Genomic DNA, 25422 nt, shown 5'->3' with positions numbered 1-25422 from the left:
CGCGGGACGGGGTGGGCGGTGTCAGATGAGGTCCCAGCTCAGGGGGGTGCCCCGGGGGACGTCGGTGGTGAAGGTGCGGCCGAGGACCCGGTCGATCTCCATCGGGGGCAGGCCGCCGGCCGGGCGGATCGAGCGGACGTTCGCGGCGGTCACCTCGTCGCCGGCCCGGACGTCGGCCACCACGAACAGGGAACGGCGGAACCGCAGCCCCTCCCGCTCGGCCGGGGTCGGCCCGACGGCGGTGCCGCCCAGCGCCGCGTGCGCCCGTGCCGACTCCACCACCAGGGCGGCCAGCTCGTCGGGGTGCAGCGAGAAGTCGGAGTCGACGCCGCCGTCGCCCCGGTCGAGGGTGACGTGCTTCTCGATGAAGCAGGCGCCCAGGGCCACCGAGGCCACCGGCACCCCGATGCCCGGGGTGTGGTCGGACAGGCCGACCGGCACCCCGAAGGCGTCGGCCAGCACCGGAATCCGGCGCAGGTTGCTGTCGGCCGGTGGGGCCGGGTAGGCGGCGGTGCAGGCCAGCAGCACGATGCCGCCGGCCCCGCCGTCGCGGGCGGTGCGCACCGCCGCGTCGATCTCGGCGAGCGTGGCCATGCCGGTGGAGATGACCAGCGGCTTGCCGGTGCCCGCGACCAGCCGGATCAGCGGCAGGTCGACCAGCTCCGACGAGGCGATCTTGTACGCCGGGACGTCCAGCCCCTCCAGCAGCTCCACCGCCGACGGGTCGAACGGGGACGAGAACACGGTCAGCCCCCGCTCCCGGGCCCGTTCGAAGATCGGCCCGTGCCACTCGTACGGGGTGTGGGCCCGCTCGTAGAGCCGGTAGAGGTTCTGCCCGCCCCACAGTTCGTGCCCGCCGGAGATCCGGAACGCCGGGGTGTCCACGTCGATGGTGATGGTGTCCGGCCGGTACGTCTGCAACTTCAGCGCGTGCGCCCCGCTGGCCGCCACCGCGTCCACGATCGCCAGCGCCCGGCCCAGGTCGCCGTTGTGGTTGCCGGACATCTCCGCCACCACGAACGGCTGCTCCCCGGCCCCCACCAGGTGCGGCCCGATCTTCACTGTCGTCATCCCAAGACCCCTGTTCCCTGTGCTCGTTGCTCGTACCCCGACCGCCGACCCCCGGCGGTGGCCGGCCGTCACCGGCTGCCGCGACCCGCCAGCGCGTCGCGGTCGGCGGGGGAGTCGTGGGCCGGCCCGACGACCGGCGGCACCGGTTGCGGCGTGGCGACCGGGCGGCGCAGCCACCCCGCCAGCCGGTGCGCCTGGCGCAGCACCGCGTACGCGAGGTAGTTGTCCCGACCGACCAGCCGGTGCTTGAGCCCGGCCACCCCGCCCGGCCGGGGGTAGCCGCCCGGCGGCAGGTGCCGGCGGTAGTGCGCGGCGACCCGGTGGAAGAACTCCCGGCGCAGGTGCGGGTGGAGCCGGCCGTCGTTGCCGACCACCACCAGCATGTGGTTGACCATCAGGGCGAACAGCTCACCGCGCAGCCGCTCGTCCGGGTACCGGCGGGCGACCCAGTCGAACAGCCGGTCGTACTGGTCGAAGGCGTCGAAGTGCCGGCCGCTGCGGGTGGAGGTGATCGCGCCCTGCCGGCCCTGCCGGTAGAGGTAGCAGACCCGGTCCAGCACGGAGATCCGCTCCGCGCCGATGAGCAGCGGGTTGCTGAACGGGATGTCCTCGTACCAGCCGGGGTGGAAGCGCAGCTCCAGCGCGTGCAGGTACGCCCGGCGGACCACCTTGTTCCACGCGGTGTGCTGCACCCGCAGCAGCCCGGGACGGTCGGCCAGCCGGACCACCCCGGGGATGCCGCGCAGCAGGTGACTGCTCGCGTCCACCTCGCGCCGGCCGTCGTCGCGTACCCGAAGATGGTCGAGCATCAGCACGTCGGGGCGGTGCGCCCGGAGCCGCTCCAGCACCGCCGCGACGGTGCCCGGCGGCAGCCAGTCGTCGCTGTCGACGAACCAGACGTACTCGCCGGTCGCCACGTCCAGGCCGGCGTTGCGGGCCGGACCCAACCCGACGTTGCGGGTCAGGTGCACCGTGCGCACCCCCGGATGCTCGGCCGCGTACGCGCGCAGCAGCTCCCCGCACCGGTCCGGCGAGGCGTCGTCGACGGCGACGATCTCGACCGCGCCCGCCGCGTCGGCCGGCACGTCCGTGCGCACCGAGTCGAGGCACTGGTGCAGGTACGCCTCCACCCCGTGGACCGGGACGACGACGCTGAGCAGCGGGGTGGGCGCGGGCTGGATGACCACCCCGCCACCCTGGTGCACGGGTATGGACGGCCACGGAACGTGACGTATCCGGTGGAGATGGAGCTGCTGAACAGCGGCCGAGCGGCAGGTTAACGGTTCAGCATCCGCCGTACCGGTGCGGGGACCGCGCGCCGCACCCGGGCCCGCAGCCGCTGGTCACGCAGCTCCCGTACGTCGTCGCCGAGCGCCGCGTTGCGGTCGCGCAGCCACTGGATGCGGGCCAGCAGTTCCTCGGGCGAACTGGCCGAGGCGGGCCGGACCGCCGGCGGGAACACCGTCTCGCGGACCTGCGCGTCGAAGCGGGCCGCGCTGTCGCCGTCGTCGAACGCGTTGCCCAGGTCGTGCCGGGCGAGGAAGGCGCGCATCACCTCGTAGCGGGCCCGGTGCCCGGTGTTCAGGCCGGTGTAGTCGGCCTCGGCGTAGAGTTGCGCGGCGTCCACGTCGGCCGGCACGTCCGGCATCAGCCGGTGCGGGATGTCGAAGTAGCGGGCCAGCTCCAGGGTGCGCGAGTCGTGCGCGAACAGGTAGCCGGGGGTGCCGGCGACCAGCGCGGTGATGGTGCCGTGGATGCGGGTGCCGAACGCGAAGTCGAAACCGGAGAGGTAGTCCATCCAGGTCCACGGGTCGAGGAACATCCGCACCTTGTCCTGCGTGAACAGCGGGTGCGAGGTGTGGACCGGGATGGCGCTGGTCTTGCCCCGGTCCTGCGGCGCGTCACCGTAGAGCAGGGTGCCCAGCGTCTTGAGGTCCTGCGGGAGGTAGCGCAGGTTGGGGTAGCGGGCCTGGTGCGAGGCGATGATCTTCGCCATCGACTTGACGTACGGGGAGACGGTCAGCGCCACCCGGGCGTCGGTGGTCAGGGCCGGCGCGGACTTCTCCACCCGGAACTGGTCGCCGTGCAGGAACATCGACGGGCAGCCGATCACGTCGACGGCGGAGAAGCCGAGCGTGTTCAGGTACTGCGCGGTGATCTCCCCGCGTACGCCGATGCTCGGTCCCCGCTCCAGCGCCGCCCGGACGAACCGGCTGACCACGTCGTCGATCGGACGCAGGTACTCCCGGTCGCCGTGGATGTCGGTCTGCACGCCGACCCCGAACACCACCACCGGGATGCGCAGCCGCTCGACCAGCTTCGTCATCAGCTCGATGCGGTGGGCGTAGCTGCGCCGGAACGCGTTGGCCAGCGGGATGACGTACACGTCGTACTGCTCGTTGATCCGGTCGGCGTCGCGCAGGTCGACCTTGAACTCGGTCGACGTGATCCGCGCGGTGGAGGTGCGCAGCAGCTTGTGCGCGGCGTGACTGAAGACCAGGTTGCCGTTGTTCTCCCCGATCCAGTTCCCCTCGTACGCCTCCTCCGGTCCGCGTACGTCGAACGGGTCCTTCTTCGCCCGCATCAGGATCCGCTGGTGCACCACTTCGCTCCGTTCCTCGTTCGCCGGGCGCCTCCGCGGGGCCGCCGACCTGGCCCACGGATACGACGACACCGACAGGTCCCGCGATGTTAGGGCAGTGGAGGGATTTCGTACACCTTCCGCACATCCGCACCACCCCGGCCCGTCGCCGGGAACGGGGCGTGCCGGTAGGGTGCCCCGGGTGACCAGCGTGCCCACCACCGCGTCCCCGGCGCTGAACCGCCTGCCGTCGCTGACCGGGCTGCGCTGGATCGCCGCCATGCTGGTCTTCGGCTACCACGTCGGCACCATGCGGATCGTCACCCAGCCCGACGCCAAGGCGGTGGTCGACTGGCTGTTCACCCTGGGCCTGTCCGGGGTGCAGTTCTTCTTCATCCTCAGCGGCTTCGTGCTGGTCTGGTCGGCCCGCGACGGCGACCGGCGGCGGGACTTCTGGCGTCGCCGGCTCGCCAAGATCTATCCCAACCACGTGCTGACCTGGGCGGCGGCGCTGCTGGTGATGTGGTGGTTCGCCGACCCGGTGGTGCCCCGCGCCGCGCTGGAGAACCTCTTCCTCGTCCAGGCGTGGGACCCCACTCCCGGTTACTTCTACAGCATCAACAACGTGAGCTGGTCGCTCTCCTGCGAGCTGTTCTTCTACCTCTGCCTGCCGCTGGCGCTGCCGGCGATCCGGCGGGCCCATTCCGGCCTGCTCTGGGCCGTGGTGGTGGCGGTGCCGCTGGTCATCCTGGCGCTCTGGCCCGGCCAGCAACTGCTGCCCGAGGGCAGCAACTGGTGGTTCACCCAGGTCTTCCCTCTGGTCCGCTCCACCGAGTTCTGGCTGGGTGTCGCCGCCGCCGAACTGCTGCGCCGTGGTCACTGGCGGGGCCCCGGGCTGTCCCTGGCCAGCGTGCTGTTCGTGGTCGTCTGGGTGGTGGCGCACTGGATCCCGGCCGAGCTGTGGGCGGCGCTGCTGTCGGTGGCGTACATCCTGGTCATTCCGGCGGCGGCCCGCGCGGACGTGCAGGGTCGCCGGTCGCCGTGGCGGCACCGCACGCTGATCTGGCTCGGTGAGGTGTCGTTCGCCTTCTACCTGGTGCACGTGCTGGTGATGATGACGGTGCTGCGGCTCACCGGGCACTGGGGTGTGGGGTTGCCGGGCTGGTTGGGGCCGCTGGCCGTGCTCGGTTTCCTGGTGGTGAACCTGGCGCTGGCCGCCGCGCTGCACCGCTTCGTGGAGACCCCGATGATGCGCCGCCTCGCCCCCCGCCGCCGCACCACCCCGGCCACCCCCGCTGCTCCTGCTGCCGCCGCCGGTGCTCCGGGTGCCGGTGCTCCGGGTGCCGGCGGGCCGGCCGTCGTGCCGGGGCCGAGGGGGGCCGACGGCGGGCCGCGCGACGACCGCCCCGTCGAGTACGCGGGACCGCGCGACCCGCACTGACCCGGCCGGCCCGGCTCTGTTCCCTGCGCGTCCGGCCCTGTTCCCTGCGCGTCCGGCTCTGTTCCCTGCGCGTCCGGCTCTGCGCCTTGCGCGTCCCGCCCTGCTCGCTGCCGCCCTGCCCCTCCCTGCCGGGCTCGGCGGCGGTGCCGGGTGTGGCGCGGGCGGTGGCGGTGTTCCCTCCATAGTGGATGCCGGGCCGGGGTCCGTCACCCGCCCGGGTGTGACCGGTTGCCATACGCGACCGGCGCGGCGACACGCCCGGCGGTGCTGCGGGCCGGTCGGCCCGGCGGTAGCGTGGTCCCGTGTTCCCGGTCGCGCTCACCAGTCCCCTGTGGTGGGTCGCGCGCGGGATGTCCCGGCTGTTCGCCGGCCTCGCCGTCGCACTCGCGTTCGCCGCCGCCGGCCCGGCGCTGTCCGGCCCCCTGCTGTTCGACCCGGCCCCGACCGCACTGTCGACCGACGCGTCGCACTCCCTCCCCGCCGCCGTGGCCCTCGACACCCCGTTCGGCCTGGGCGACGGCATCCGCGCCGACGACCGGGGGACCGGGCGGGTCGACGTGGTGGCAACCGACCGGGTCGACGCCGGGATGTCCGTCGCGCCGGCCGGTGCGGCACGGGAGCTGCCGGCCGCCACCCTGGTGACACCGGGCGGTCGGGTGCCCGCCGCCGTCGGGCCCCGGGCGCCCCCGGCGGGCTGAACCCTGCGGGGCCACCCGCCCCACCACCACAGCCACGATCTCGTCCCCGTACCGGCCGGACGCTGCCCACAACGGTCCCGCCCCGGTACGGCCCCGACCCGCCACATTCCGCCCGCGAGGTGCCGACCCGTGAACACCGTGCTCTCCCAGTTCCTGACCGGGGTGCCGACCGCCACCGCGATCTGGTCCCTGCTGCTCGTCCTCGCGCTGACCGGCCTCGCCGTCCTGGTCGCCCGCCCCGAGCGGGACCAGGCGACCGACGTGACCGCCGTCGTGCCGCCGCCGGACGCCCCACCCCCGGTCGCCGACCTGCGCCGCTACGCCGAAGAGGTGGCCGTCGCCGCCGCCGGGGCCGCCCAGACCGCCCGCCGTCACCGGGCCGCCTGGCTGGCCGCCCAGGACACCCTCGACCGGGCCTGGCAGGAGTACGACGAGGCGGAGACGGCGGCCCGGCGGTTCACCGGCGCGGGGGCGCTGCCCAGCCCGCGTACCCCCCGGACGCCGGCCGAGTACGCGGGCCGGGAGCGGTGGCTGCACCAGGAGGCGGTGGCGGCGCACTGGCGGGGCGAGCTGTCGGTGGAACGGCTGCGGGACGTCTTCGCGCACCGCGACGGCTGGGACCCGCGCCGGCACCCCGTCGAGCACGAGGTGATGCTCGCCCGCGCAATCCGGGAGGACCGGCGTGCGGCGTACCGGGCGGCGGCCTGGCGGGAACGCGTCGCGTGGCGGGACGCCGAGCTGGCCGCCGAGGCCGCCCGGTCCCTGGCCGCCGAGGCGTACGCGGCGACGCAGCGGGTGCGGCCGGGCCGGGTGCCGCTGCCCCGTACCGCGACGTCGGCGGCGACCCGCCCGACCCCGGCCACCCGCTGGCACCCGGCCCGGGTCGGCTGACCACCCCGGGACCGCCGCTCCCGGGCCTCACGAGGCTCGGATCCCGCTGGGCCTGCCCCGGCCCGGGATGATCGACACAATGACGCGTAAGTGGCGGTGTCCGCCTCGCGTTGACCCCGCGACTTCGACCCCGTTGCGGGCGGTGGTCCTGCCCCGGGCCCAGGGCCGCGCGGGCCGGGGGTCGAATTGTTATTCAGCCCGGTGTGGGGGGCGTCACGGCACGGGGGAATCGGACAGTCGGTCACAGGCGGTCACATCGACCCCGATGATCATCGGAGGTTGTGGTCGGGTCGTCCGGTTGTCGCCCCGCCGGGGTCCGACGAAGCTTCGTCCCCGGGGCTGGCCCTCGCTGCCCGAGTGCCCCGGAAAGAAGTCAGCCCGACGATGTTTGCGCAGGTCACAGGGCTTGGCGGGAGGGAAGGGCGACCAGTAGTGTCGCTGCGGTCCGGTGCGGTTTCCGATCGCAGGAGGCGACGCCGCGCCGACCCGCTCAATCGTGCGAGTCACGAACCGGGGACCCATGTGCACCACCTGGGGTGAATCTCCGGGCCACGGCCCGGGGTAGGGCGATCTTCCCGCCCGAATCCGTCAGCTAACCCGGTCGGCGGCAGCGGAAGGAGTTCCATCCTCGTGCAGCATGACCCCACCCCCTCGGTAATCCCTCCACCTCGGTGCCGGGGTGCCGCCGGAGCGTCGCGCCTGACGCGCTGACCGGCCGTCCACCCCGCCGCCCGACCCCGTTCGGGCGACCGCCGATCCGTCCGGCTCCCGTCGGGCGGTCCCTGCCGAACGAGCGGCTGAACACCCGATCCGCGCGTGGCGTACCCGCCGCGTGCCGGTCCGGCGTGCCCGGCCGCCTCGCCCCGTGGAGGAACACCCCGTGAAACACCACATGAAGCGACAGCTCCGCCGACTGGGCGCCCAGCGCCCGTACCGGATGGTCGTCGGCTCGGCGGCGGTCCTCGTCCTGGCCGCCGGCGGCACCGCCCTGGCCGCCGGGGTCGACGACGCCCCGACCGAACAGCAGCGCGCCACCGCCGTGACCGAGACCGCCCCCCGCCTCGACGACGTCGCCAGCCGCGCCCAGGCCCGGGTGGCCACCCCCGCGCCGGCCAGCCCGTCGGCCACTCCCTCGACCAGCCCGTCGGCGAGCCCCACCCCGTCGCCGCGCGTCACCCGGGCCAAGGCCCGGGCCACCGCCGACCCGGACCTGACCCGCAAGGCGGCCCCGAAGCCGCCGTCGTCGAAGGTCCTGCGCTACGACTACCAGGCCCAGATCACCTACTACTACTGCGGCCCGGCGGCGGTGCGCAACGCGCTCAGCGCGGCCGGCATCGAGCGCGGCCAGGACGACCTCGCCGCCGCGTTGGGCACCACCGAGATGGGCACCAACTCGGCCGAGGACACCACCCGGGTGCTCAACGCCGTGGTCAAGGGCGACCCGTACCGGACCCGGATGTTCGCCGGTACCCCGAGCGACGCGCAGGTCGAGCGGCTGCGGGCCGACGTGGTCGCGGCGGTCACCGACCAGCGGGCCGTGGTCGCGAACGTGGCCGGGGACGCCACCGACCTCGACGGCGGCTGGCACTCCTTCCCCGGCGGCCACTACGTCGCCGCCGTGGGCTACCGGGACAACGGCCGTACCGTGCGGATCGCCGACTCGGCCGACCCGTCCCTGCCGGCCTACTGGGTCAGCGTGACCACCCTGGCGAACTGGATCGCCACCCGGGGCTACTCCGCCTGACCGACCCACCCCACCCGCCCCGGCCGCCCCGATCACGGGTGGCCGGGGCGGCGCGCGTCATGGGGCCCGATACAGCGGAGTCGGATACCGCAACATCGGCCCCACCGCATCGACCGCCGCCGGGTCAGGCCCGGGGGGAGAAGACCGTCGCGCCCCGGGGCGTCGGCGGGGTCCAGGCCGGCTCCAGCTCCCGGCGGGCGGCGTCGAGGAAACCGTCGGCGTACGCGTCGGCGGGGAAGTCGCCCAGGTAGCGGCGGCGGGTGTCCCACCGGGCCGCCGCCAGCGGATCGGTGTCCAGCAGACCGGTCAGCACCTCGTCGAGGTTGGCCATGTCCCGGCGCAGCACGTAACCGGAGCGGGCCAGCGGGAACCGGTCCAGGAACTCGTCGCCGTCGACGCCCAGGTCGGTCACCGCGTACGGCTTGCCCGAGTAGAGGTAGTCGGAGATGACCCCGGAGACGTCGGAGACCAGCGCGTCGGAGCGGTTGACGCACTCGGTCAGGCTCAGCTCCCGGCTGGCCGCCGCACCCCACAGGTGCTGCCGGCCGGTACGGGTCCGGTCGGCGGCGAGCAGCTCGGTGAGCCGGGCCAACTGCCGGGCCGAGGCCGGGTTCTGCCCGGTGTACGGGTGGGCCCGCAGGATCACCGTGGCACCCCGGTCGAGCAGCCGGCGCAGCAGCGGCTCGGCCACCGGCAGCGAGCAGTAGTTGGCGTCGGCGTGGTGGCCGGTCCAGGTGGGGGTGTAGAGCACGGTCGGGGCGGCCGACGGGCGGGCCTCCCGGCGTACCTCGATGGCCTCGACCTGCGGGCGGCCGACCACGACGAACTTCTCGGCGGGGATCTCCACGCCGGCCCGCGCGTACCGTTCGATCGCTGCCGGACCGGCCACGAAGATCTTGTCGAAGATGGCCGAGACCGGGTTGGCGCTGGGGGCCTTGTCGCTGTCGCCGTGGTGCAGCTGCACGTGGGTGAGCTGGGTGAACCGGATGCAGTGGCTGTTCTTCGCCCCGTGGTTGACGTAGAACGCCACCCGCAGGCTGGGCACCAGCGCCTCGTCCATCGCCTTCAGGGTGGGGCAGTAGACCACCGGGGCGCTCGTCGCGGCGGCGATCGTGGGCAGGAACTCCGGCTCCCGCAGCAGCACCAGGAACGGCCGGCCGAGCCGCTCCAGGTAGGGCAGCCACATGGTGACCTGGTACTCCGAGCCGGGCGGGGCGGAGAAGTAGAGCAGGAACTCCGGCTGGTGGGCGCGCAGCGCCCGGGTCACCGGTCCGCCCCCGCCCGACGGCCGGAACCGCCGCCGGGCCAGGTCCAGGCCGACCGCGCCGCAGCCGGCCGCCACCACCAGCACGACGGCCAGCGCGACCACGGCGGGCAGGGCGAACGCGGCGGCCACCGCCACCACCGCGAGCAGCCCCAGCAGGACGCCGCCGAGGCGGGCGGCGACCAGCGGGGTCCACGCCCGTACCGGCAGGTTCGCCGCCCGGATCTCCAGGTTGCCGGCGTCCCGCAGCGGCCCCACCAGCAGCACCAGGCCCAGCAGCACCAGCGCGGTCAACGCCAGCACCGGGTCGAACCCGTCGTCGAGGCGGCGGCCGTAGCCGACCAGGATACCGGCGGCCAGCAGCACCGTCTCGGCGACGATGTCGGCGTCGGGGCGGACCCGGCGTTCGTAGCCGGCGGCGGCCAGCGCGGCCACCGCCAGGGCCAGCCCCCAGCCGGTCGCGCCGGTGAGCGCCACCACCAGGAAGGCGACCACGGCCAGGCCGGTGGTCAGGCACCGTGCGATCAGTTTCCTGACCAGGTCACCACGCATGTCGTACGTCTCCGGGGGTCGGGTCAGCCGGCGTCGACGCCGCTGGGCAGCCGGTCCTGCTCGGCCGCGGTCGGCTGGGCCGGCACCGGGGCCGCCTCGCCGGGGGCCCGCCGGACGTCGATCACCTGGCCGGTGAGGTCGGAGATCAGCACGTCGAGCGAGGACTGGGCGACCGTCTCGGCGGCCAGCAGGGTGTGCTCCGGCTCCTCACCGAACGCCTTGGTGCGCATGGGAGTGGCGGTGCGCTCCGGGTTGATGCAGTTGACCCGGACGCCGTACTCGGCCCACTCGTCGGACAGCGCCTGGGTCAGGTTGACCAGCGCCGCCTTGGTCGACGAGTAGAGCGCGTACTGGGCCCGACCCCGGGTGTACGAGCTGGACGTGTAGAGCAGCAGCTGACCCTTGGTCTGCTGGAGGTACGGCAGGGACTGCCGGGCGGCGATCACCGGCCCGACGAAGTTGACCTGGAGCACCCGGTCCATGGTCTCCTCGTCCATCTCGGCCAGCGCGCCCTTCTCCAGGATGCCGGCGGTGACCACGACGTGGTCGATCCGGCCGGTGGCCTCGAAGGCGGTCTTCAGCGCGGCCTCGACGTCGCCGGTCTGCTCGACGTGGGTGCCGGTGCTGGACCGGCTGAACGGGAAGACCTGCGCGCCGTAGCCCCGGGCCAGCTCGGCCAGGTCGTGCCCGATGCCGTAGCTGCCGCCGAAGATGACGATCGTGCGCCCGGCCAACTCCTCGGTGTAGCTGCGGTGCGACAGCCGGGGGGCCTGGGCGGCGGCGAGCTGGAACAGCTTGTCGGCGAGGTGCACGTCGACCGGGTGGGTGACCTTGATGTTCTCGTCCGACCCGTCGATCACCTTGATCGGGGTGCCGGGCAGGTAGCGCAGCACCACGCCGCAGTCGTCGGTGGCGGCGAAGTCCGGGTCGCCCTCGGCCCGCCGGTACGCCTCCCGGATGGTGCCCGAGCGGAACGCCTGCGGGGTCTGCCCCCGGCGCAGCCGGGACCGGACCGGGATGTCGGTGATGCACTCGTCCTCGTCGACCTGGATGATCGTGTCGGCGGAGGGGATGGCCACGTCGACGGCGGAGTAGCTCCACAGCGCGTTCACGCACTCGCGGACGATCCGGGCGCTGACCAGTGGGCGGACCGCGTCGTGGAAGAGGATGTTGACGTCGCCGTCGCCGACCGCGTCCAGCGCGATCCGGGTGGTGGCGTTACGGGTGTCGCCGCCCTCGATGACCTTGCTGACCTTGCGGAAGCCGGCCTTGTCGACGATCTGCTGCGCCTCGGCGACGTGGCCCGTGGCCATCAGCACGATGATCTCGTCGATCTCCGGGGCGGCCTCGAAGACGGCCAGGGTGTGCTCGATGATCGGCTTGCCGGCGATCTTCAGCAACTGCTTCGGGATGCCCAGGCCGAGCCGGGTCCCGGTGCCTCCGGCCAGCACCACCGCCACCGTCCGCGAGGGCCGCCACGGTGCCGGGGTCTCCGGGGTGGCGTCCGGGCCAGTGGTGTGGTCCTGCGTCATTGCCGATCCTCACTCTCGGGGGATGTGTGCACGCGTCCCGGGGGTCACCCTGAACGGAAGATTGCGCCAGCGTGGCGACGGGATGAACCTTAACGCGCGGACCGCGCCGCCCCAACGGGACGACGCGGTCCGCCGGGCGTCGAATCGATGCGGTACGCGCGCCCGGAATACTACTTGCCGTTGGCGAATGCCTCGTACGCCCGGATCACCTCGTCGGTGGGCCCGTCCATCCGGATCAGCCCCGACTCCAACCAGATCGTCCGTTCGCAGGTGTCCCGCACCGAGGAGAGCTGGTGGCTGACCAGGAAGACCGTGCCGGCCCCCTCGCGCAGTTCCCGCACCCGCTGCTCGCTGCGCTTGCGGAAACCCTTGTCGCCGGTGGCGAGCGCCTCGTCGATCAGCAGCACGTCGTGCTTCTTGGCGGCGGCGATGGAGAACCGCAGCCGGGCCGCCATGCCCGAGGAGTACGTCCGCATCGGCAGGCTGGCGAAGTCGCCGCGCTGGTTGATGCCGGAGAACTCGATGATCTCCGGGGTCATCCGGGCCACGTCGTCGGGCTGCATGCCCATCGCCAGGCAGCCCAGCGTGACGTTCCGCTCGCCCGACAGGTCGTTGAGCAGGGCGGCGTTCACCCCGAGCAGGGAGGGCTGGCCCTGGGTGTAGACCGCGCCCCGGTTGACCGGGAGCAGCCCCGCGATGGTCCGCAGCAGGGTCGACTTGCCGGAGCCGTTGCTGCCGATCAGGCCGATCGCCTCACCCCGGTAGGCGGTGAAGGACACCCCCTTGACCGCGTGCACCTCCTGGATGTTGGGCGCGGAGGAGCGCTTGACCAGCCGGCGTAGCGCGGCCACCGGGGTGCTCCCGCCCCCGGCGCCCTTGTGCACCCGGTAGATCACGTGCGCGTCGTCGACCACCACGGTGGGGATCCGCTCGACGATCCGGGGCAGGGTCACGGTGACGTCGTTGGACGTCTCGTACCGGTCATCCACGGCCGTACTCCTGTTCGCCGCGCCAGAAGTAGACGTACCCGGCGATGCCACCCAGCACCGCCCAGCCGACCGCCACCAGCCAGAGTTGGGTCACCGACTCGTTGAGCAGCGGCGCCTGCTCCAGCAGGGCGTACCGGGCCAGCTCGATGTAGACCAGGATCGGGTTGAACTGGATGATCGTCGAGGCCCAGTCGGGCAGCCGGTCGAACAGCTTGACGCTGTAGAGCACGCCGGAGCCGTACATCCAGGTGCGCAGGATGAACGGCATGACCTGCTTGAGGTCGCTGGCCTTGGAGCCCATCCGGGCGACCACCATCACGACCCCGGCGTTGAACAGCGCCTGGAGCAGCAGCGCCGGGGGCAGCATCAGCCAGGCCAGGGTGATCGGCTCGCCGGTCACCAGGACGATGCCGACCAGCACGATCATCGAGGCCAGCAGCTGCTGGAACTGGGTGAGCGTGGCGGCCAGCGGCAGGCAGGCCCGGGGGAAGTGCAGCGCCCGGATCAGCCCCAGGTTGCCGCTGATCGACTGGGTGCCGGCCAGCACCGCGCTCTGGGTGAAGTTGAAGATGAACAACCCGGTGGTCAGGTACGCGATGAAGTTCGGGATGGTGTTCTGCCCGAGCACCACGCCGAAGATCAGGTAGTAGACGGCGGCGTTGGTCAGCGGGGTGAGCACCTGCCAGATCTGGCCCAGCTTGGCGTTGCTGTACGAAGCGACCAGTTTAGCGTTGGCGTACGCGGCGGTGAAGTGCCGGTAGGCCCACAGTCTGCGGCTGTACTCGGTCAGGGACGGGCGCTCACCGGCGACCCTTAGTCCGTGCCGAGCGGCCAGCTGCGCCTGGGTCAGGCCCGTTTCGGGGTCGACCAGCGCGGTGGTGGCCATGGGAAGGGCGCTCCGATCTTTCGTACCAACGGGATGCGCGCGACGAAGGGGATCCGTGGGTCGGCGCGGTGCCGGGGCAGCCTCGTCGCTGCGTGGACGGTAGTCCAAAACACGTCGGGACGCAACCGTACCGTCGTTGCGCTACATTGGCCCCCGTGACAGGTGCGAAGAGTCCCCGATGACCAGCGACAAGAGGCGTACGCCGGCCGGCGCCGCAGTGCTGAGGGGCGACATCACCAGAGCCATCCGCCGCGCCCTGATGCAGGAACTCGCCGCGGTCGGATACGGGCGGCTCTCCATCGAGGCGGTGGCCCGCCGGGCCGGGGTGAGCAAGACCGCGATCTACCGGCGGTGGAACTCGAAACTCGACCTGGTGATCGAGACCGTGGTGGCCGCCGCCGGCAACAAACTGCCGGCGCTGGACACCGGCAGCCTGCGCGGTGACCTGACGCTGCTGTTCCAGGTGATCGCCCACGCGCTCAGCCACCCACTGGCCTCGCAGATCATCCCCGACCTGCTCGCCGAGGCGGCCCGCAACCCGACCATCGACGAGACCCTCCAGCAGCTGCTGCGCGCCAAGCAGCAGGAGATCGGCGGCCGGTTGATCGGCCTGGCGGTGCAACGCGGCGAACTACCCGCCGACACCGACGCCGACGCGGCCGTCGACCTGATCGTCGGCCCGCTGTACTGGCGGCTGGCCATCGCGCGGACCCCGCTCACCCCGACCTACCTGGATCTGCTGGTGGAGTCGGTGGCGACCGGGCTGACCGCGAACGGCACGGTGCCCCGCCAGCGGGAGGCACCGGTGTCCGGTTGACCGACCCCCGCCCGGCCACCTCCGGGACACCGCCACGCCGCCCACCGGCCATCGGCGGGAGGTGGTTGCGGTTACCCTGCTTTGCGGACCGGAGCCGGGCGACCATCCACCACCCGCCGGCCGTACGACTCTCGCGTACCGTGCCCGTACGACGACAAGGACGACCCGTGCCGAACGCCGACCCCGTTGCCGTCGCGCCCCCGCCCGTCGCACCACCCCCCGCCGGGCCGGCCGCCGGACGACCGCAGCCCGCGCACCGGCTGCGGTCGGCGCTCGCCGCCGCCCCGGCCGTCATCACCGACGCCGGGGTGCTGGGCTTCGCGCTGTGGACGGTGCTCTACCACGCGTCCTTCCTGTTCGGGCTACGCCCGTCGGTGACCTTCCTGACCTGGCTCGTCGGCTGCGTCGTCATCGCCGCCGTGGTCGGGGTACGCGCCCTGCGGCGGACCCGCGTCCCCGCCGTGACCCCCGCACCGGCCGCCGACCCCGTCCCGGCGGGCGGGACGGGCCAGCCGCGCCGCTTCCTGCTGCCCGTGGTCGCCGCCGGGGTGGTCGCCGCCGTCACCGCCGGACTCGCCGGCACCCCGGCCGGCGACGTGCTGTCCTGGTGGGTCCCCGCCGCCGCCGGCGCGGTCGCGGGCATCGGCGTCATGCTGCTCACCCGGCGGGCGTGGCGGGCCGACGACGCGGACCCACCCGCGCCACCCGCCCCCACCGCCCTGCAGGCCGGGTACGCGCTGCTGATCTCGGTCGGGGTGGCGATCTCCTCGCTCTACCTGGCCCGCAACACCCCGGACGACGTCTACTACGTCGGCAAGACGGTCTGGGTGGCCGAGCGCGACCTGGTGCCCACCAACGACTTCCTGTTCACCGAGAACGTCGCCCCGGCGATGGGCTCCCTGCCCCCCACCCCGTCGATCGAGGTGTTCGACGGCGCGCTCGCGCACGTGCTCGGCATCCACGGCGCGTCCGCCACCTGGTACCTCGCGCTGCCGGTGATGGCGGTGCTGGCCGTGCTGGCGCTGTGGCGGCTCACCCACCGGTGGGCCCCGCGTCGGCCGGTGCTCGCGTTCAGCGTCGCGGTGACCTACCTCTACCTGGTGGCCGGCTCGGACGCCGCGCTCGGCACCTTCCACCTGCCCCGCCTCTACGAGGGCAAGGGGATGTTCGTCTCGGCGGTCATCCCGCTGATGTGGCTCTACCTCACCGAGTGGTTCGACACCCGGTCCCGCCGTTCGCTGCTGCTCGTCTTCGCCCTCTCGGTCACCGCCGCCGGCCTCACCACCACCTCGGCGATCATCCTGCCGATGCTGGTCGGCGCGGCCGGACTGGCGATGATGCTGGTCGGCCGATGGAAGGACGCGGTGATCGGCGGGCTCGCCGCAGTGGCGTACCCGGTGGGGGCGATCGTGGTGTCCCGCCTCGTGCTGGGCGGCATGGACGCCGCCGGCGCGGACGACGCCTTCTTCGACGCCGAGTACACCTACCGGCGCACGCTGCTGGTCGGGATCGTCGGGGTGATCAGCGGCCTGGCGCTGTGGTGCGGTCCGCTGCTGGCCCGCCGGCGCACCCCGGCGCTGCTGGCCGCCGGTGCCGCCCTGGTGATGAGCGTGCTGCTGGTGCCCGGCGTGCTGGAGACGCTCGGCGCGCTGACCGGCATCTCCGTCGTGCTCTGGCGGGTGCCGTGGCTGCTCGCCCTGCCGACGCTGATCGGCCTGCTCTGCACGGTGAGCGTCCCGTCGCCGTCGCGGCTGCTGCGCGGCGCGGTCGGCGGGCTGGTCGCCGCCGCGATGGTCACCTCGTTCGCCGTCTGGGCCACCCCCATGTGGTCGCCGGACAGCTGGGTGGAGACGCACACCCGCCCCACCTGGAAGCTGCCCCAGCAGCGGCAGGAGATCGCGTTCTGGATCGCCGGACAGGACCGGCCGGACGGACTCGTCCTCGCCCCCTCGACGATCATGCGAACCTCACTGATCGTCACCAGCCGGGTCCGGGTCGTCCTGCCCCGCGACTTCTACCTGGTCGAGTACGACCTGAACTCCGATTTCGCCAAGGACCGGCTGCTGCTGGCCCATTTCGCCGACGGGCGGGAGAAACCCGACCGGGCGCAGGTCGCCGCCGCCGTCGAGCGGCTCGGCGTGGGCACCATCTGCGTCTACAACGGCAACCGGTACGCCCGGGAGACAGCGGTCGAGCTGGGCTTCACCGAGTTCGCCTCGCGGCGTGGACCGGGCGCGACGACCTGCTACGGCCGGGCGGGCTGAGCGGCGGGCGTCCCGTGCGGCCGCCAGGTATCGTCTCGTCTGACCGAAATGGACCTGGATACCCGAGCGACACCGGGACGTCCTCTCGCGTTAAAGTCGCAGTCACCCGCAGGCCGGCCCGGTCGGTCGCGGTGCTGCGGTCACGCCCGTCGTACGACGAGGCCGTCGACCGCCGGGCCCCGCCCGTCATCGATCTCGTAGGGAGCGTCCCCCTTGTTCGGCTCGTTACTGGAACGCACCGGCACCGCCGCCCGAGGCGCGCTGCTGGTGCTGTCCTACCTGGTCATGCTCGTCGCGGGCGGCTTCGGATGGGTGGTCCTGTTCGCCGTGGCCGGGCTGGCCGCCGTCGTCGGCGAGTTCGCCGTCACCCGCTGGTCGCCCCCCTCGGAGACGCTGCTGGAGAAGGTCGGCCTCAACCGGGGCTACCGGCAGCTCAGCCGCGACCTGGCCAGCGTGCTGCTGGTCGCCGCCACGGTCCCGCTCACCGGGGTCGAGTTGACCTGGCTACTGGTGCTGCCGGCGGCGGTCTGGGTGACCGCCGTCTTCGCGGGCGCCCTGAACACCATGATCGACCGGCGGAACCCGGTCTCCGCACTGGTCCGCAACATCGAGCTGGGCCCGATCCGCTCGGCGCCCCGCCCGCCGGAGTGGATCGCCAACCTCGCCGGCGTCCAGCTCGCGGTGCTCAACGTGCTGCTGATCCCGGCCGCCGTGGTCGCGGCGGTCCGCGCCGACGCCGTCCCCGTCCTGGCGGTCGCCGGGCTGGCCGCCGGGCTGGCCGCGCTGATCGGCGCGGTGGTCGCGGTGACCTGGCTGCGCGGGCGGGGCACCGGCAAGAGCCCGGTGCTGCCGGTGCTCCAGCGCTGGATCGACGGCTACCGCCCCGAGGTCGCGCTCTACTTCGCCGGCCCGGCCAAGGACGTCTACCAGGCGAACATGTGGCTGGCCCCGACCGAGGCGCTCAACCAGCGGGCCGTCGTGCTGATGCGCAGCAGGGAGGCGTTCTTCGAGCTGGCCGACACCCGGCTGCCGGTGATCTGCGTGCCGACCGGTCCGGACTTCATGAACCTCGAACTGGGCACGGTGCGGGCCGCCCTCTACGCGGCCAACGTCGGCGCGAACATCCACATGCTGCGCGAGCCCGGCATGAAGCACGTGTTCGTCGGCCACGGTGACAGCGACAAGCAGGCCAGCGTCAACCCGTACAGCAAGGTGTACGACGAGGTGTGGGTCGCCGGCCTGGCCGGCCGGGAGCGGTACGCGCGGGCCGCGGTCGGCGTCCGCGACGAGGACATCGTGGAGATCGGCCGGCCGCAGCTCGCCGGGGTGCACACGTTCGGCGGGACCGCCCCGGACCGGCCGTTCACCGTCCTGTACGCCCCCACCTGGGAGGGCTGGCTCGACGACGACCCCTACCACACCTCGCTGGTGCTGATGGGGGAGCGGATCGTCCGGGGGGTGCTCGCCTCGCCGCAGGTCCGGCTGGTCTACAAGCCGCACCCGCTGACCGGCTCCCGGTCCAAGGAGGCCAGGGCGGTGCACGAGCGGCTGGTGTCGCTGATCCGGGCCGCCGGCGGTGACCCGGACTCCGCTTCGCTGGACGGCCCCGGGCACCGGGTGGTCACCGGCCGGGTCCCCGCCCTGTTCGACTGCTTCAACCAGACCGACCTGCTGATCAGCGACATCTCCAGCGTGGTCTCCGACTTCGTGCAGAGCCAGCGGCCGTACGTGGTGGCCAACCCGAGCGGGCTGCCGGAGGACGAGTTCCGGCGCGAGTTCCCCACCTCCCGGGGGGCGTACCTGCTCTCCCGGGACTGCGGCGAGCTGGAGAAGATCGTCGCGGTGACCCGGGCCGGCGACGACCCGATGACCGACGCCCGGCGGGAGCTGAAGACCTACCTGCTCGGCCCGGCCGAGGCCAACCCGATGGACCGGTTCCAGGAGGAGATCGGCCGGCTCTGCCGCTGACCGCCCCGGCTGCGGGACCCGGGGCGGGCGTCCGCCCCGGGTCCCGCGTCGTTTCCCCGGGTGGTGGCGGCGGCACGCCGGTGACCGGTGCGGGGTCGCCCACCGTTTCCCCCACGCCGGCGCTTCTGCCACCATTCGCTCGTCATCCGTACGACGAATGGGGGTCACCGGTGCGCATCCTGCTGGTCGAGGACGACCGACGGGTGGCCGCCGCCCTCGCCTCGGCGTTGACCCGACGCGGGTACGAGGTCGAGCACGCGGCCACCGTCGCCGCCGCCCTCTCCGCGGCCCCCTGCGACCTGGTCCTGCTCGACCTCACCCTGCCCGACGGGGACGGCACGGAGGTGTGCCGGGAGTTGCGGCGGCGCAGCAGCCAGCTCGGCATCATCGCGGTCACCGCCCGGGGCGAGGAACGCGACCGGGTGCTCGGGCTGCGGCTCGGTGCCGACGACTACGTGGTGAAGCCGTTCTCGATGGTGGAGTTGCAGGCCCGGATCGAGGCGGTGCTGCGGCGTGCGGCGCACGCCGCACCGGCCCGGGACCTGATCGAGGTCGGTCCGGTCCGCATCGACGTGTCCGCCCGGACGGTCGCCGTCGCCGGTCAGCCGGTGGCGTTGACCCGTAAGGAGTTCGACATCCTGCTCTCGCTGGCCCGTCAGCCCGGCACGGCGGTGCCCCGGGACCGCATCCTGCTCGACGTCTGGGGCACCACCTGGGCCGACCGGCACACCGTCGAGGTGCACGTCGGTTCGCTGCGCGGCAAGCTCGGCGACCCCCGCCTGGTGGAGACCGTACGCGGGGTCGGCTACCGGCTCCGGGGCGAGTGAGGGGCAGCCGGTGCGGCGTCGACTGGTGATCAGCTACCTGCTGCTGATGGTGCTGGTGCTGCTGGCGTTGGAGACGCCGCTCGCGGCGACCCTGGCGTCCCGGGAGACCGACCGGGTCCGCGCCGACCGGCTCGCCGACGCGACCCGGTTCGCCTCGCTGGCCGGGCCGGCGCTGCGCGGCGGCGGGGCCGGGCCGCTGACCGGCGAACTCGTCAGCTACGACCAGCTCTACGGCATCGGGGCCGCCGTCGTCGACCGGGACGGCCGGGCGCTGGTGGTGTCGACGAGTTGGCGTACCGGCCGGGACACCCGGGCGGCGCTGGACACCGCCCTGGCCGGGCAGCAGTTCAACGGGCCGGACTCGGTCTGGCCGTGGGTGGACGGCCCGCTGGTGGTGGCGGTGCCGATCAACGACGGCGGTGAGGTGCTCGGCGCGGTGGTCACCGCCACGCCGGTGGCGAAGGTGCGCCGCACGGTCACCGCGTGGTGGCTGCTGCTCGCCGGTATCGGTCTGCTTGCCGTGCTGGCCTGCGTCTCCACCGCGTTCGGGCTGGCCGGTTGGGTGTTGCGCCCGGTGACCGAGCTGGACGCGGTGACCCACGAGATCGCCGAGGGGGACCGGGGCGCCCGGGTGCAGGACCGGTGGGGCCCGCCGGAGCTGCGTCGGCTGGCGGCCAGCTTCAACCACATGGCGGCGGTGGTCGCCGACGTGATGGACCGGCAGCGGGCCTTCGTCGCGCACGCCAGTCACCAGCTGCGTAATCCGCTGACCGCGCTGCGGCTGCGGGTGGAGGAGCTGGGGCCGAGCGTGGTCGACCAGGACGGCCGGGCCGAGCACCGGCTCGCCCTGGAGGAGACCGACCGGTTGGCGCTGGTCCTCGACGGGCTGCTCACCCTGGCCCGTGCCGAGCGGGAGCAGAACGAACGGGTCACCGTGGACGCGGCGGCGGTGGCCGCGTCCCGGGTCGCCGCGTGGGAGCCGTTGGCCCGGCACCGGTCGGTCACGTTGCGCCTGGCAGCCTCCGGCCCGGCCTACGCGCGGACCGTGCCGACCGCCGTCGACCAGGCGTTGGACGCGCTGATCGACAACGCGATCAAGTTCAGCGGCGACGGCGGTGAGGTGACCGTGGCGGTCCGGTACGCCGACGGGGGCACCGCGCTGGAGGTGCGCGACACCGGCCCGGGAATGACCCCGGACCAGCTCGACCAGGCCACCGAGCGGTTCTGGCGGGCCTCGGACGCGCAGAACATCGAGGGTGCCGGCCTCGGCCTGACCATCGTGGCGGTGCTGGTGGACGCCTCCGACGGCCGGCTCACCATGCACCCGGGACAGCCTCGGGGCCTGGTCGCCGAGCTGTGGTTCCCGGCCCCGGCCGACCCCGATCCGGCTGCGGACCCCACGACCCCGGCCCTGCCCGCCGCCCCTGCACCGCCTACCGGTACCGTCCCGCCGGACGGGCCGGCGACGCCCGCCGGTCCGGTTCCGCCGGCCGGTACCGTCCCGCCGGAGGGGCCGGTGCCGCCCACCGGCGACCGGTCGGCGGCGCGTGAAGCGTCCGGACCGGAAGCGTCCGGGCCGGGGTGAGCGGTCAGGGTTTGGCGGAGCGGTACCAGTCGGCCGCGCCCGGGTGCAGCGGCAGCGGTGTGGTGGCGATCGCCGAGCGGGGACTCATCCGGCCGGCCGCCGGATGGGCGGCGGCCAGTTCCGACCGGCGTTCCATCAGCAGCCGGGTCACCTCGCGTACCAGGGGCTCGGGCAGGTCGGCCCGGACGATCAGGTAGTTGGGGTTGGCGACGGTGGTGACCGGGTCCACCCCGTACACCGAGCGGGGGATGTCCCGGGAGACGTACACCTCCCGGTAGGCGCGGCGCAGCGGCTCGGTCCACTCGCCGAGGTTCACCAGCCGGATCGAGGTGGCGTCGGCCAGCGCCTTCACCCCGCGTACCGGCAGGCCGCCGGAGAAGAAGAAGGCGTCGATCCTGCCGGCGCGCAGTGCCGCCACCGAGTCGTCCAGCCCGAGGTGTTCCTGCCGGATCTGGTTCCCGCCGAGCCGGGCCACCTCCAGCAGCCGGGTCACGGTGACCTCGGTGCCGGAGCCGGACGCGCCCACCGAGACCCGTCGCCCGCGCAGGTCCGCGAGGTCGCGGATCGGGCCGCCGGCCGTGGTGACCAGGTGCAGCAGGTCGTCGTAGACGCGGGCCACGGCGAGCACCTTCGGCGGGCTGGTCGGGCTGGTGTCGAGCACGTCGGCCTGGGTGAAGCCCAGTTCGGCGGCGCCGGAGCCGACCAGCCGGACGTTCTGGGCGGAGGCGGCGGTGACCACCACGCTGGCCCGGACGCCGGGCAGCTCGCGGTTGAGCACGGTGGCCAGCGACTGGCCGAAGGCGTGGTAGACGGCGGTCGGGCTGCCGGTGGCGATCCGGATCGGGATCGGCTCGTCGGGGGAGTCCTGGCAGGCAGCCAGCCCGCCGAGCACCACGACCAGCAGCATCAGCAGCGCCCCGCCGGCGGAGGCGGACCGCCGGCCGCGCCCGGTCCGGCTACGGCTCACGCGGTGCACTCTGCGCCGTCACCGGCTCCGGCGCAAGCTCGGGCCGCCGGTGACCGGCCTGAGCCCCGGGTCAGGGTGTGGTGTGGTGGCCGGTGGCCGTTCTCAGACCAGGGTGGGGACCCGGGCGGGCGCCAGTGCGGCCCGCTCCATGATCCGTAGCCGGTCCGGTCCGTCCGCGACGCTCACCACCAGGCAGCCGGCCCCCGGCCGCAGCAGCGCCGGCACCTCCAGCAGCGCCGCCGACCGGATCAGCACGGCGGCCAGTTCCCGGTCGGCCAGCCGGATGCCGAGGATGTGCCGCCGGACGTGCCGGCCACCGGCCAGCAGGGCCGAACGCCAGGCGGCCGAGGCGAGCCGGGTCCGCCAGGCGGCCCGGGGGGTGGAGGAGCCGACGGCCGGCCCGAGCAGTTCCCGACGCCCCTGCCGCCACCCCGTCTCCCGCAACCGGGTGAACCCGGTGCGGTGACCTGCCGGCACGTGCAACCGGTGCAGCTCGTAGCGGCGGCGCAGGCCGCCGGTGACCACCTCGTGCTCGACGGGCACGTCGAGCCGGGCGAGCAGTTGCCGCATCCGCAGCGCGGCGTCCTCCCGGTTGAACTCCACCGCGCCCCGCTGCGGTGGCGTGGTGGCGTGCGGGCGGGCCGTCGGCGTCGGTGTGCAGCGCACCAGGCAGGCCACCTCGAACGCGTCGGCCAGGGTCAGCCAGTCCAGCGGGGGCGGGGACGACGGGAGGCGTGGCCGGTCGAGCAGGCGGGCTTCGGAGGTCATCGGACCGCTCCTTCTCGACGTCGGATCCCCCTAACGGTCGCCTGCCGGTCGGCCCGCCTCCAGCCATCGGCACCGGATTTGAGGAAATCTTGCGTTCCTAGAGTTCGGTCACCACCACGTCGATCTGCCGGGGCCGGCCCGCCGTCACCGGCTGCTCCTCGACCGGATACTTCAGGTCACGCAACGCGCCGATCAACGCGGTCGCGGTCCGCGGTCGGGCCCCGGCCAGCAGCAGGTCACGGACCAGCCGCCCCTTGGTCGCCTTGTTGAAGTGACTGACCACGGTGCGTTCCCCCGGCCGGCGCTCGTGCAGCACCCGCACGGTGACCGTCCGCCCGGCCAGCTCCGCCGGCGGCGTCCAGGTCGCCGCGTAGGCGGAAGAGCGCAGGTCCAGCACCGGGCCGCCGCCGGCCGCCGCCGTCAGCACCGGCGACAGCACCCGCCGCCAGTACGCCGACAGCGCCCCCACCCCCGGCAACCGCGCCCCGATCGGGCACCGGTACGGCGGAATCCGGTCGGCGAGCCGGACCGCGCCCCACAGGCCCGAGCTGACCAGCACGGCGCGGCGGGCCGTCCGCAGCGCCCCGGGCGGCAGGGTGGCCAGGCCGAGCGCCTCGTAGAGCACCCCGGTGTAGACCTGCCCGGCGGGTGCGGTGGCGGCCCGGTCCAGCCGGGCGTTGCGGGCCAGCTCGCCCCGCTGACCGGCGGTCAACCCGAGGGCGGCCAGGGCGGCGTCCGCGGCGGCTTCGGACCGGCCGGTGGCGCTGAGCGTCATCAACGCGCCCAGCACCTCCTCGCGGGCCGGGGTCAGCTCGGGCAGGGAAAGCCGGGTCAGGTCGAGCCGACGACCGGTGCCGGCGTCGGCCTTGCCCTCGGAGGGCGGCAGCAGGATGAGCACCGGCAAAGCGTACGGGCCGAGGTCAGCGCCACGGCCGGACGGCGCTCGGCGGGTGGTACACGCGATAGCCGGCGACCTCGACCAGCCGGGCGCTGTCGGCCCCGTCCCCGAGCAGGTGACGCAGCCGGCGTTCCGCCGGGGAACCGACCGGCAGCACGTACCCGGGTCGCGCCGCCCGTTCCACCCGCCGCCAGTACGGCGGGTACCGGTTCTGCCCCGGGGTGAGCCGCCCGTCGAGCACCGCGCAGACCACCCGCTCACCCGTGTCGAAGGTCAACCGGTTGCAGGTCCAGTAGTCGCCGTAGACCTCCCGCAGCCCGGTACGCCGCACCGCGTCGGCCAGGTCCCGGGCCCGCCGCTGGTCGGCCCGGGGCGCGTCCAGCGAGGCCAGGAACAGGCCCGTCGCCACCACGGCGGTGGTGGTCAACCCGGCCAGCACGGCGGTGGCGCTAGCCCCGACCAGCCGGCCGACCACCCCGACGCTGCCCCGCCAACAGGCCACCGCCGCCAGCCAGAGCGGCCAGAGCACCGCCGGCAGGGAGATCTGCACCACCGACAGGTAGCGGGCGTTGGCCAGCGGGTCGGTCGCGGCGAGCGGGCTGCGGACGTACGCCAGCAGGGTCAGCGCGGCACCGGCGACCAGGGTGAGCTGGGCGAGCGGTCGGACCCGCACGGCCGCCGGCCGGCCCACGGCCCGGCGGTGGCCGGCCAGGGCGAGCCCGGCGGCGGCGACCAGCAGCACCGGGTAGAGCACCCCGAACCACTCCTGCCAGCGGGCGCAGCCGGTGACCGGGCAGAGGCCGGTCGCCAGCGGCACCCCCTCCAGCAGCCCGCCCCGCACCCGGTCCGCCCACGGCGGCGTCGGACCGGTGCCGGCGCTGAGCTGACGCAGCACCGACAGCGAGTCCGCCCCCGGCGGGGCGACCAGGTTGTCCCAGGCCAGCGGGGCCACCCCGACCGCGACCCCGGCCACCAGCAGCAGCCCCGACCAGCCCCACAGCTCCCGACGCAGCACATAGAGCAGCAGCAGGCCGGCGACCGCCAGGTAGGGGGCGAGCAGCCAGTCCGACCAGAACGCCGCCCCGGCGAGCACCCCGGCCAGTCCCGTCGCCGCCCGCCGCCACCCGGGCCGCCGCCACCGGCCCCGCCGCCCGGCCAGACCCACGGCGACCAGCAGGATCGCCAGCACCACCGGCTTCCCCTCGGGCCGCCCGCCCACCACCGTGAGCTGGTCACGCACCACCCGTTCGGTGCCGAGCACCAGCAGCCCGACGACGAAGGTGGCGAACCACGGCCGGTAGAGCCGCCGGGTCAGCCGGTGGGACAACCAGAGGAAGACCGCGTACAACGCGACCAGCGGCAACCGCAGCACCGGCCAGGACGGCCCGGCCAGCGCCACCAACGGCGCCGCCAGGTAGGACTCGACCATGCCCATGTAGTGCTGCCCGTACAGGAACACCGGGTGCTCCCGGCCGGCGGCGATGTGCAGCGCGGCCAGCCCGAACGTCGCCTCGTCGCTGTTCGCGGCGGGCACCGTCAGCAGGGTCAGGGCCAGCCGGTACCCCACCCCGGCCACCCCGAGCAGCAGCGCGACCAGCGCCGGACGGTCCAGCCGTGCGCGGTCGGGCGGAACAGGTGTCGACACGACCAACGCCCCCGTCGTCGTCCCGACCGGAGTG

The 25422-nt window shown here is 73.9% G+C and carries 19 protein-coding genes, 1 pseudogene and 1 riboswitch; of the genes and pseudogenes, 9 read left to right on the top strand and 11 right to left on the bottom strand.

From position 1 onward, the window contains the following. Positions 1 to 21: 21 nt before the first annotated feature. From pseI to H1A17_RS09310, 3 genes are all read right to left on the bottom strand, one after another. Positions 22 to 1071 (bottom strand): pseudaminic acid synthase, encoded by a 1050-nt coding sequence (gene pseI, locus H1A17_RS09320; RefSeq protein ID WP_145918725.1) that lies wholly within the window; start codon positions 1069 to 1071, stop codon positions 22 to 24. Positions 1072 to 1139: 68 nt separating this feature from the next. Next, positions 1140 to 2258 (bottom strand): glycosyltransferase, encoded by a 1119-nt coding sequence (locus tag H1A17_RS09315; protein WP_145918726.1) that lies wholly within the window; start codon positions 2256 to 2258, stop codon positions 1140 to 1142. Positions 2259 to 2347: 89 nt separating this feature from the next. Continuing rightward, the gene (locus tag H1A17_RS09310) at positions 2348 to 3673 is read right to left on the bottom strand and encodes a polysaccharide pyruvyl transferase family protein (protein ID WP_145918727.1); all 1326 of its coding nucleotides are present in this window, start codon (positions 3671 to 3673) and stop codon (positions 2348 to 2350) included. 181 nt (positions 3674 to 3854) lie between these two features. Between H1A17_RS09310 and H1A17_RS09305 the strand changes: the two genes are divergently transcribed. From H1A17_RS09305 to H1A17_RS09290, 4 genes are all read left to right on the top strand, one after another. Further along, a complete protein-coding gene (locus H1A17_RS09305) occupies positions 3855 to 5093 on the top strand; it encodes an acyltransferase (RefSeq protein WP_145918728.1) in 1239 nt (412 codons plus the stop codon). A gap of 302 nt (positions 5094 to 5395) precedes the next feature. Continuing rightward, entirely contained in the window at positions 5396 to 5791 is a 396-nt protein-coding gene (locus H1A17_RS09300) for a hypothetical protein (RefSeq protein ID WP_145918729.1), read from the top strand. Between the two features lie 129 nt (positions 5792 to 5920). Further along, positions 5921 to 6682, top strand: a complete 762-nt coding sequence (locus tag H1A17_RS09295; RefSeq protein WP_145918730.1) for a hypothetical protein — start codon at positions 5921 to 5923, stop codon at positions 6680 to 6682. A 477-nt stretch (positions 6683 to 7159) separates the two neighbouring features. Then, positions 7160 to 7304: riboswitch (cyclic di-AMP (ydaO/yuaA leader) on the top strand. A gap of 270 nt (positions 7305 to 7574) precedes the next feature. Continuing rightward, positions 7575 to 8426 (top strand): C39 family peptidase, encoded by an 852-nt coding sequence (locus H1A17_RS09290; protein WP_194821661.1) that lies wholly within the window; start codon positions 7575 to 7577, stop codon positions 8424 to 8426. Between the two features lie 124 nt (positions 8427 to 8550). Here H1A17_RS09290 and H1A17_RS09285 read toward each other — a convergent pair whose 3' ends face one another. From H1A17_RS09285 to H1A17_RS09270, 4 genes are all read right to left on the bottom strand, one after another. After that, positions 8551 to 10242 carry a CDP-glycerol glycerophosphotransferase family protein gene (locus tag H1A17_RS09285; RefSeq protein ID WP_145918732.1) on the bottom strand — a complete coding sequence of 564 codons (1692 nt, stop codon included), beginning with the start codon at positions 10240 to 10242 and terminating at the stop codon, positions 8551 to 8553. A 23-nt stretch (positions 10243 to 10265) separates the two neighbouring features. Next, positions 10266 to 11774 (bottom strand): bifunctional cytidylyltransferase/SDR family oxidoreductase, encoded by a 1509-nt coding sequence (locus H1A17_RS09280; RefSeq protein WP_145918733.1) that lies wholly within the window; start codon positions 11772 to 11774, stop codon positions 10266 to 10268. 170 nt (positions 11775 to 11944) lie between these two features. Continuing rightward, entirely contained in the window at positions 11945 to 12763 is an 819-nt protein-coding gene (locus H1A17_RS09275) for an ABC transporter ATP-binding protein (protein ID WP_145918734.1), read from the bottom strand. Next, on the bottom strand, positions 12756 to 13649 hold the full coding sequence (locus H1A17_RS09270) for an ABC transporter permease (protein WP_145918735.1): 894 nt from the start codon (positions 13647 to 13649) through the stop codon (positions 12756 to 12758). Before H1A17_RS09270 ends, H1A17_RS09275 begins: the two co-directional genes overlap by 8 nt. Before the next feature lie 178 nt (positions 13650 to 13827). Here H1A17_RS09270 and H1A17_RS09265 point away from each other — a divergent pair, with 178 nt between their 5' ends. The 5 genes and pseudogenes from H1A17_RS09265 to H1A17_RS09245 form a co-directional block, all read left to right on the top strand. Beyond that, complete coding sequence (locus tag H1A17_RS09265) at positions 13828 to 14466, top strand: TetR/AcrR family transcriptional regulator (protein WP_145918736.1); 639 nt, start codon at positions 13828 to 13830, stop codon at positions 14464 to 14466. A 167-nt stretch (positions 14467 to 14633) separates the two neighbouring features. Continuing rightward, positions 14634 to 16730 carry a DUF6077 domain-containing protein gene (locus tag H1A17_RS09260; protein ID WP_194821654.1) on the top strand — a complete coding sequence of 699 codons (2097 nt, stop codon included), beginning with the start codon at positions 14634 to 14636 and terminating at the stop codon, positions 16728 to 16730. 213 nt (positions 16731 to 16943) lie between these two features. Further along, a complete protein-coding gene (locus tag H1A17_RS09255; protein WP_194821653.1) occupies positions 16944 to 18698 on the top strand; it encodes a CDP-glycerol glycerophosphotransferase family protein in 1755 nt (584 codons plus the stop codon). Positions 18699 to 18868: 170 nt separating this feature from the next. Then, positions 18869 to 19525 (top strand): response regulator transcription factor, encoded by a 657-nt coding sequence (locus tag H1A17_RS09250; protein ID WP_145918738.1) that lies wholly within the window; start codon positions 18869 to 18871, stop codon positions 19523 to 19525. A 10-nt stretch (positions 19526 to 19535) separates the two neighbouring features. After that, a pseudogene (locus H1A17_RS09245) lies at positions 19536 to 20909 on the top strand (ATP-binding protein); the annotation flags it as partial. 205 nt (positions 20910 to 21114) lie between these two features. On the opposite strand, the gene H1A17_RS09240 reads toward H1A17_RS09245, so the two are convergent. From H1A17_RS09240 to H1A17_RS09225, 4 genes are all read right to left on the bottom strand, one after another. After that, positions 21115 to 22077 carry a TAXI family TRAP transporter solute-binding subunit gene (locus tag H1A17_RS09240; RefSeq protein WP_370517029.1) on the bottom strand — a complete coding sequence of 321 codons (963 nt, stop codon included), beginning with the start codon at positions 22075 to 22077 and terminating at the stop codon, positions 21115 to 21117. A 102-nt stretch (positions 22078 to 22179) separates the two neighbouring features. Beyond that, on the bottom strand, positions 22180 to 22845 hold the full coding sequence (locus H1A17_RS09235) for a hypothetical protein (RefSeq protein ID WP_145918740.1): 666 nt from the start codon (positions 22843 to 22845) through the stop codon (positions 22180 to 22182). A gap of 97 nt (positions 22846 to 22942) precedes the next feature. Then, positions 22943 to 23743: a peroxide stress protein YaaA gene (gene yaaA / locus H1A17_RS09230; RefSeq protein ID WP_194821651.1), complete on the bottom strand. Its 801-nt coding sequence runs from the start codon at positions 23741 to 23743 to the stop codon at positions 22943 to 22945. A gap of 22 nt (positions 23744 to 23765) precedes the next feature. After that, entirely contained in the window at positions 23766 to 25394 is a 1629-nt protein-coding gene (locus H1A17_RS09225) for a hypothetical protein (protein WP_194821650.1), read from the bottom strand. Positions 25395 to 25422 lie beyond the last annotated feature (28 nt).

It is taken from the genome of Micromonospora sp. S-DT3-3-22 (genome assembly GCF_015354745.1).
Classification (GTDB): domain Bacteria; phylum Actinomycetota; class Actinomycetes; order Mycobacteriales; family Micromonosporaceae; genus Micromonospora; species Micromonospora wenchangensis.
Note: the sequence above shows the minus strand (reverse complement) of the source record. Positions and strands in the feature narration are given on the sequence as shown.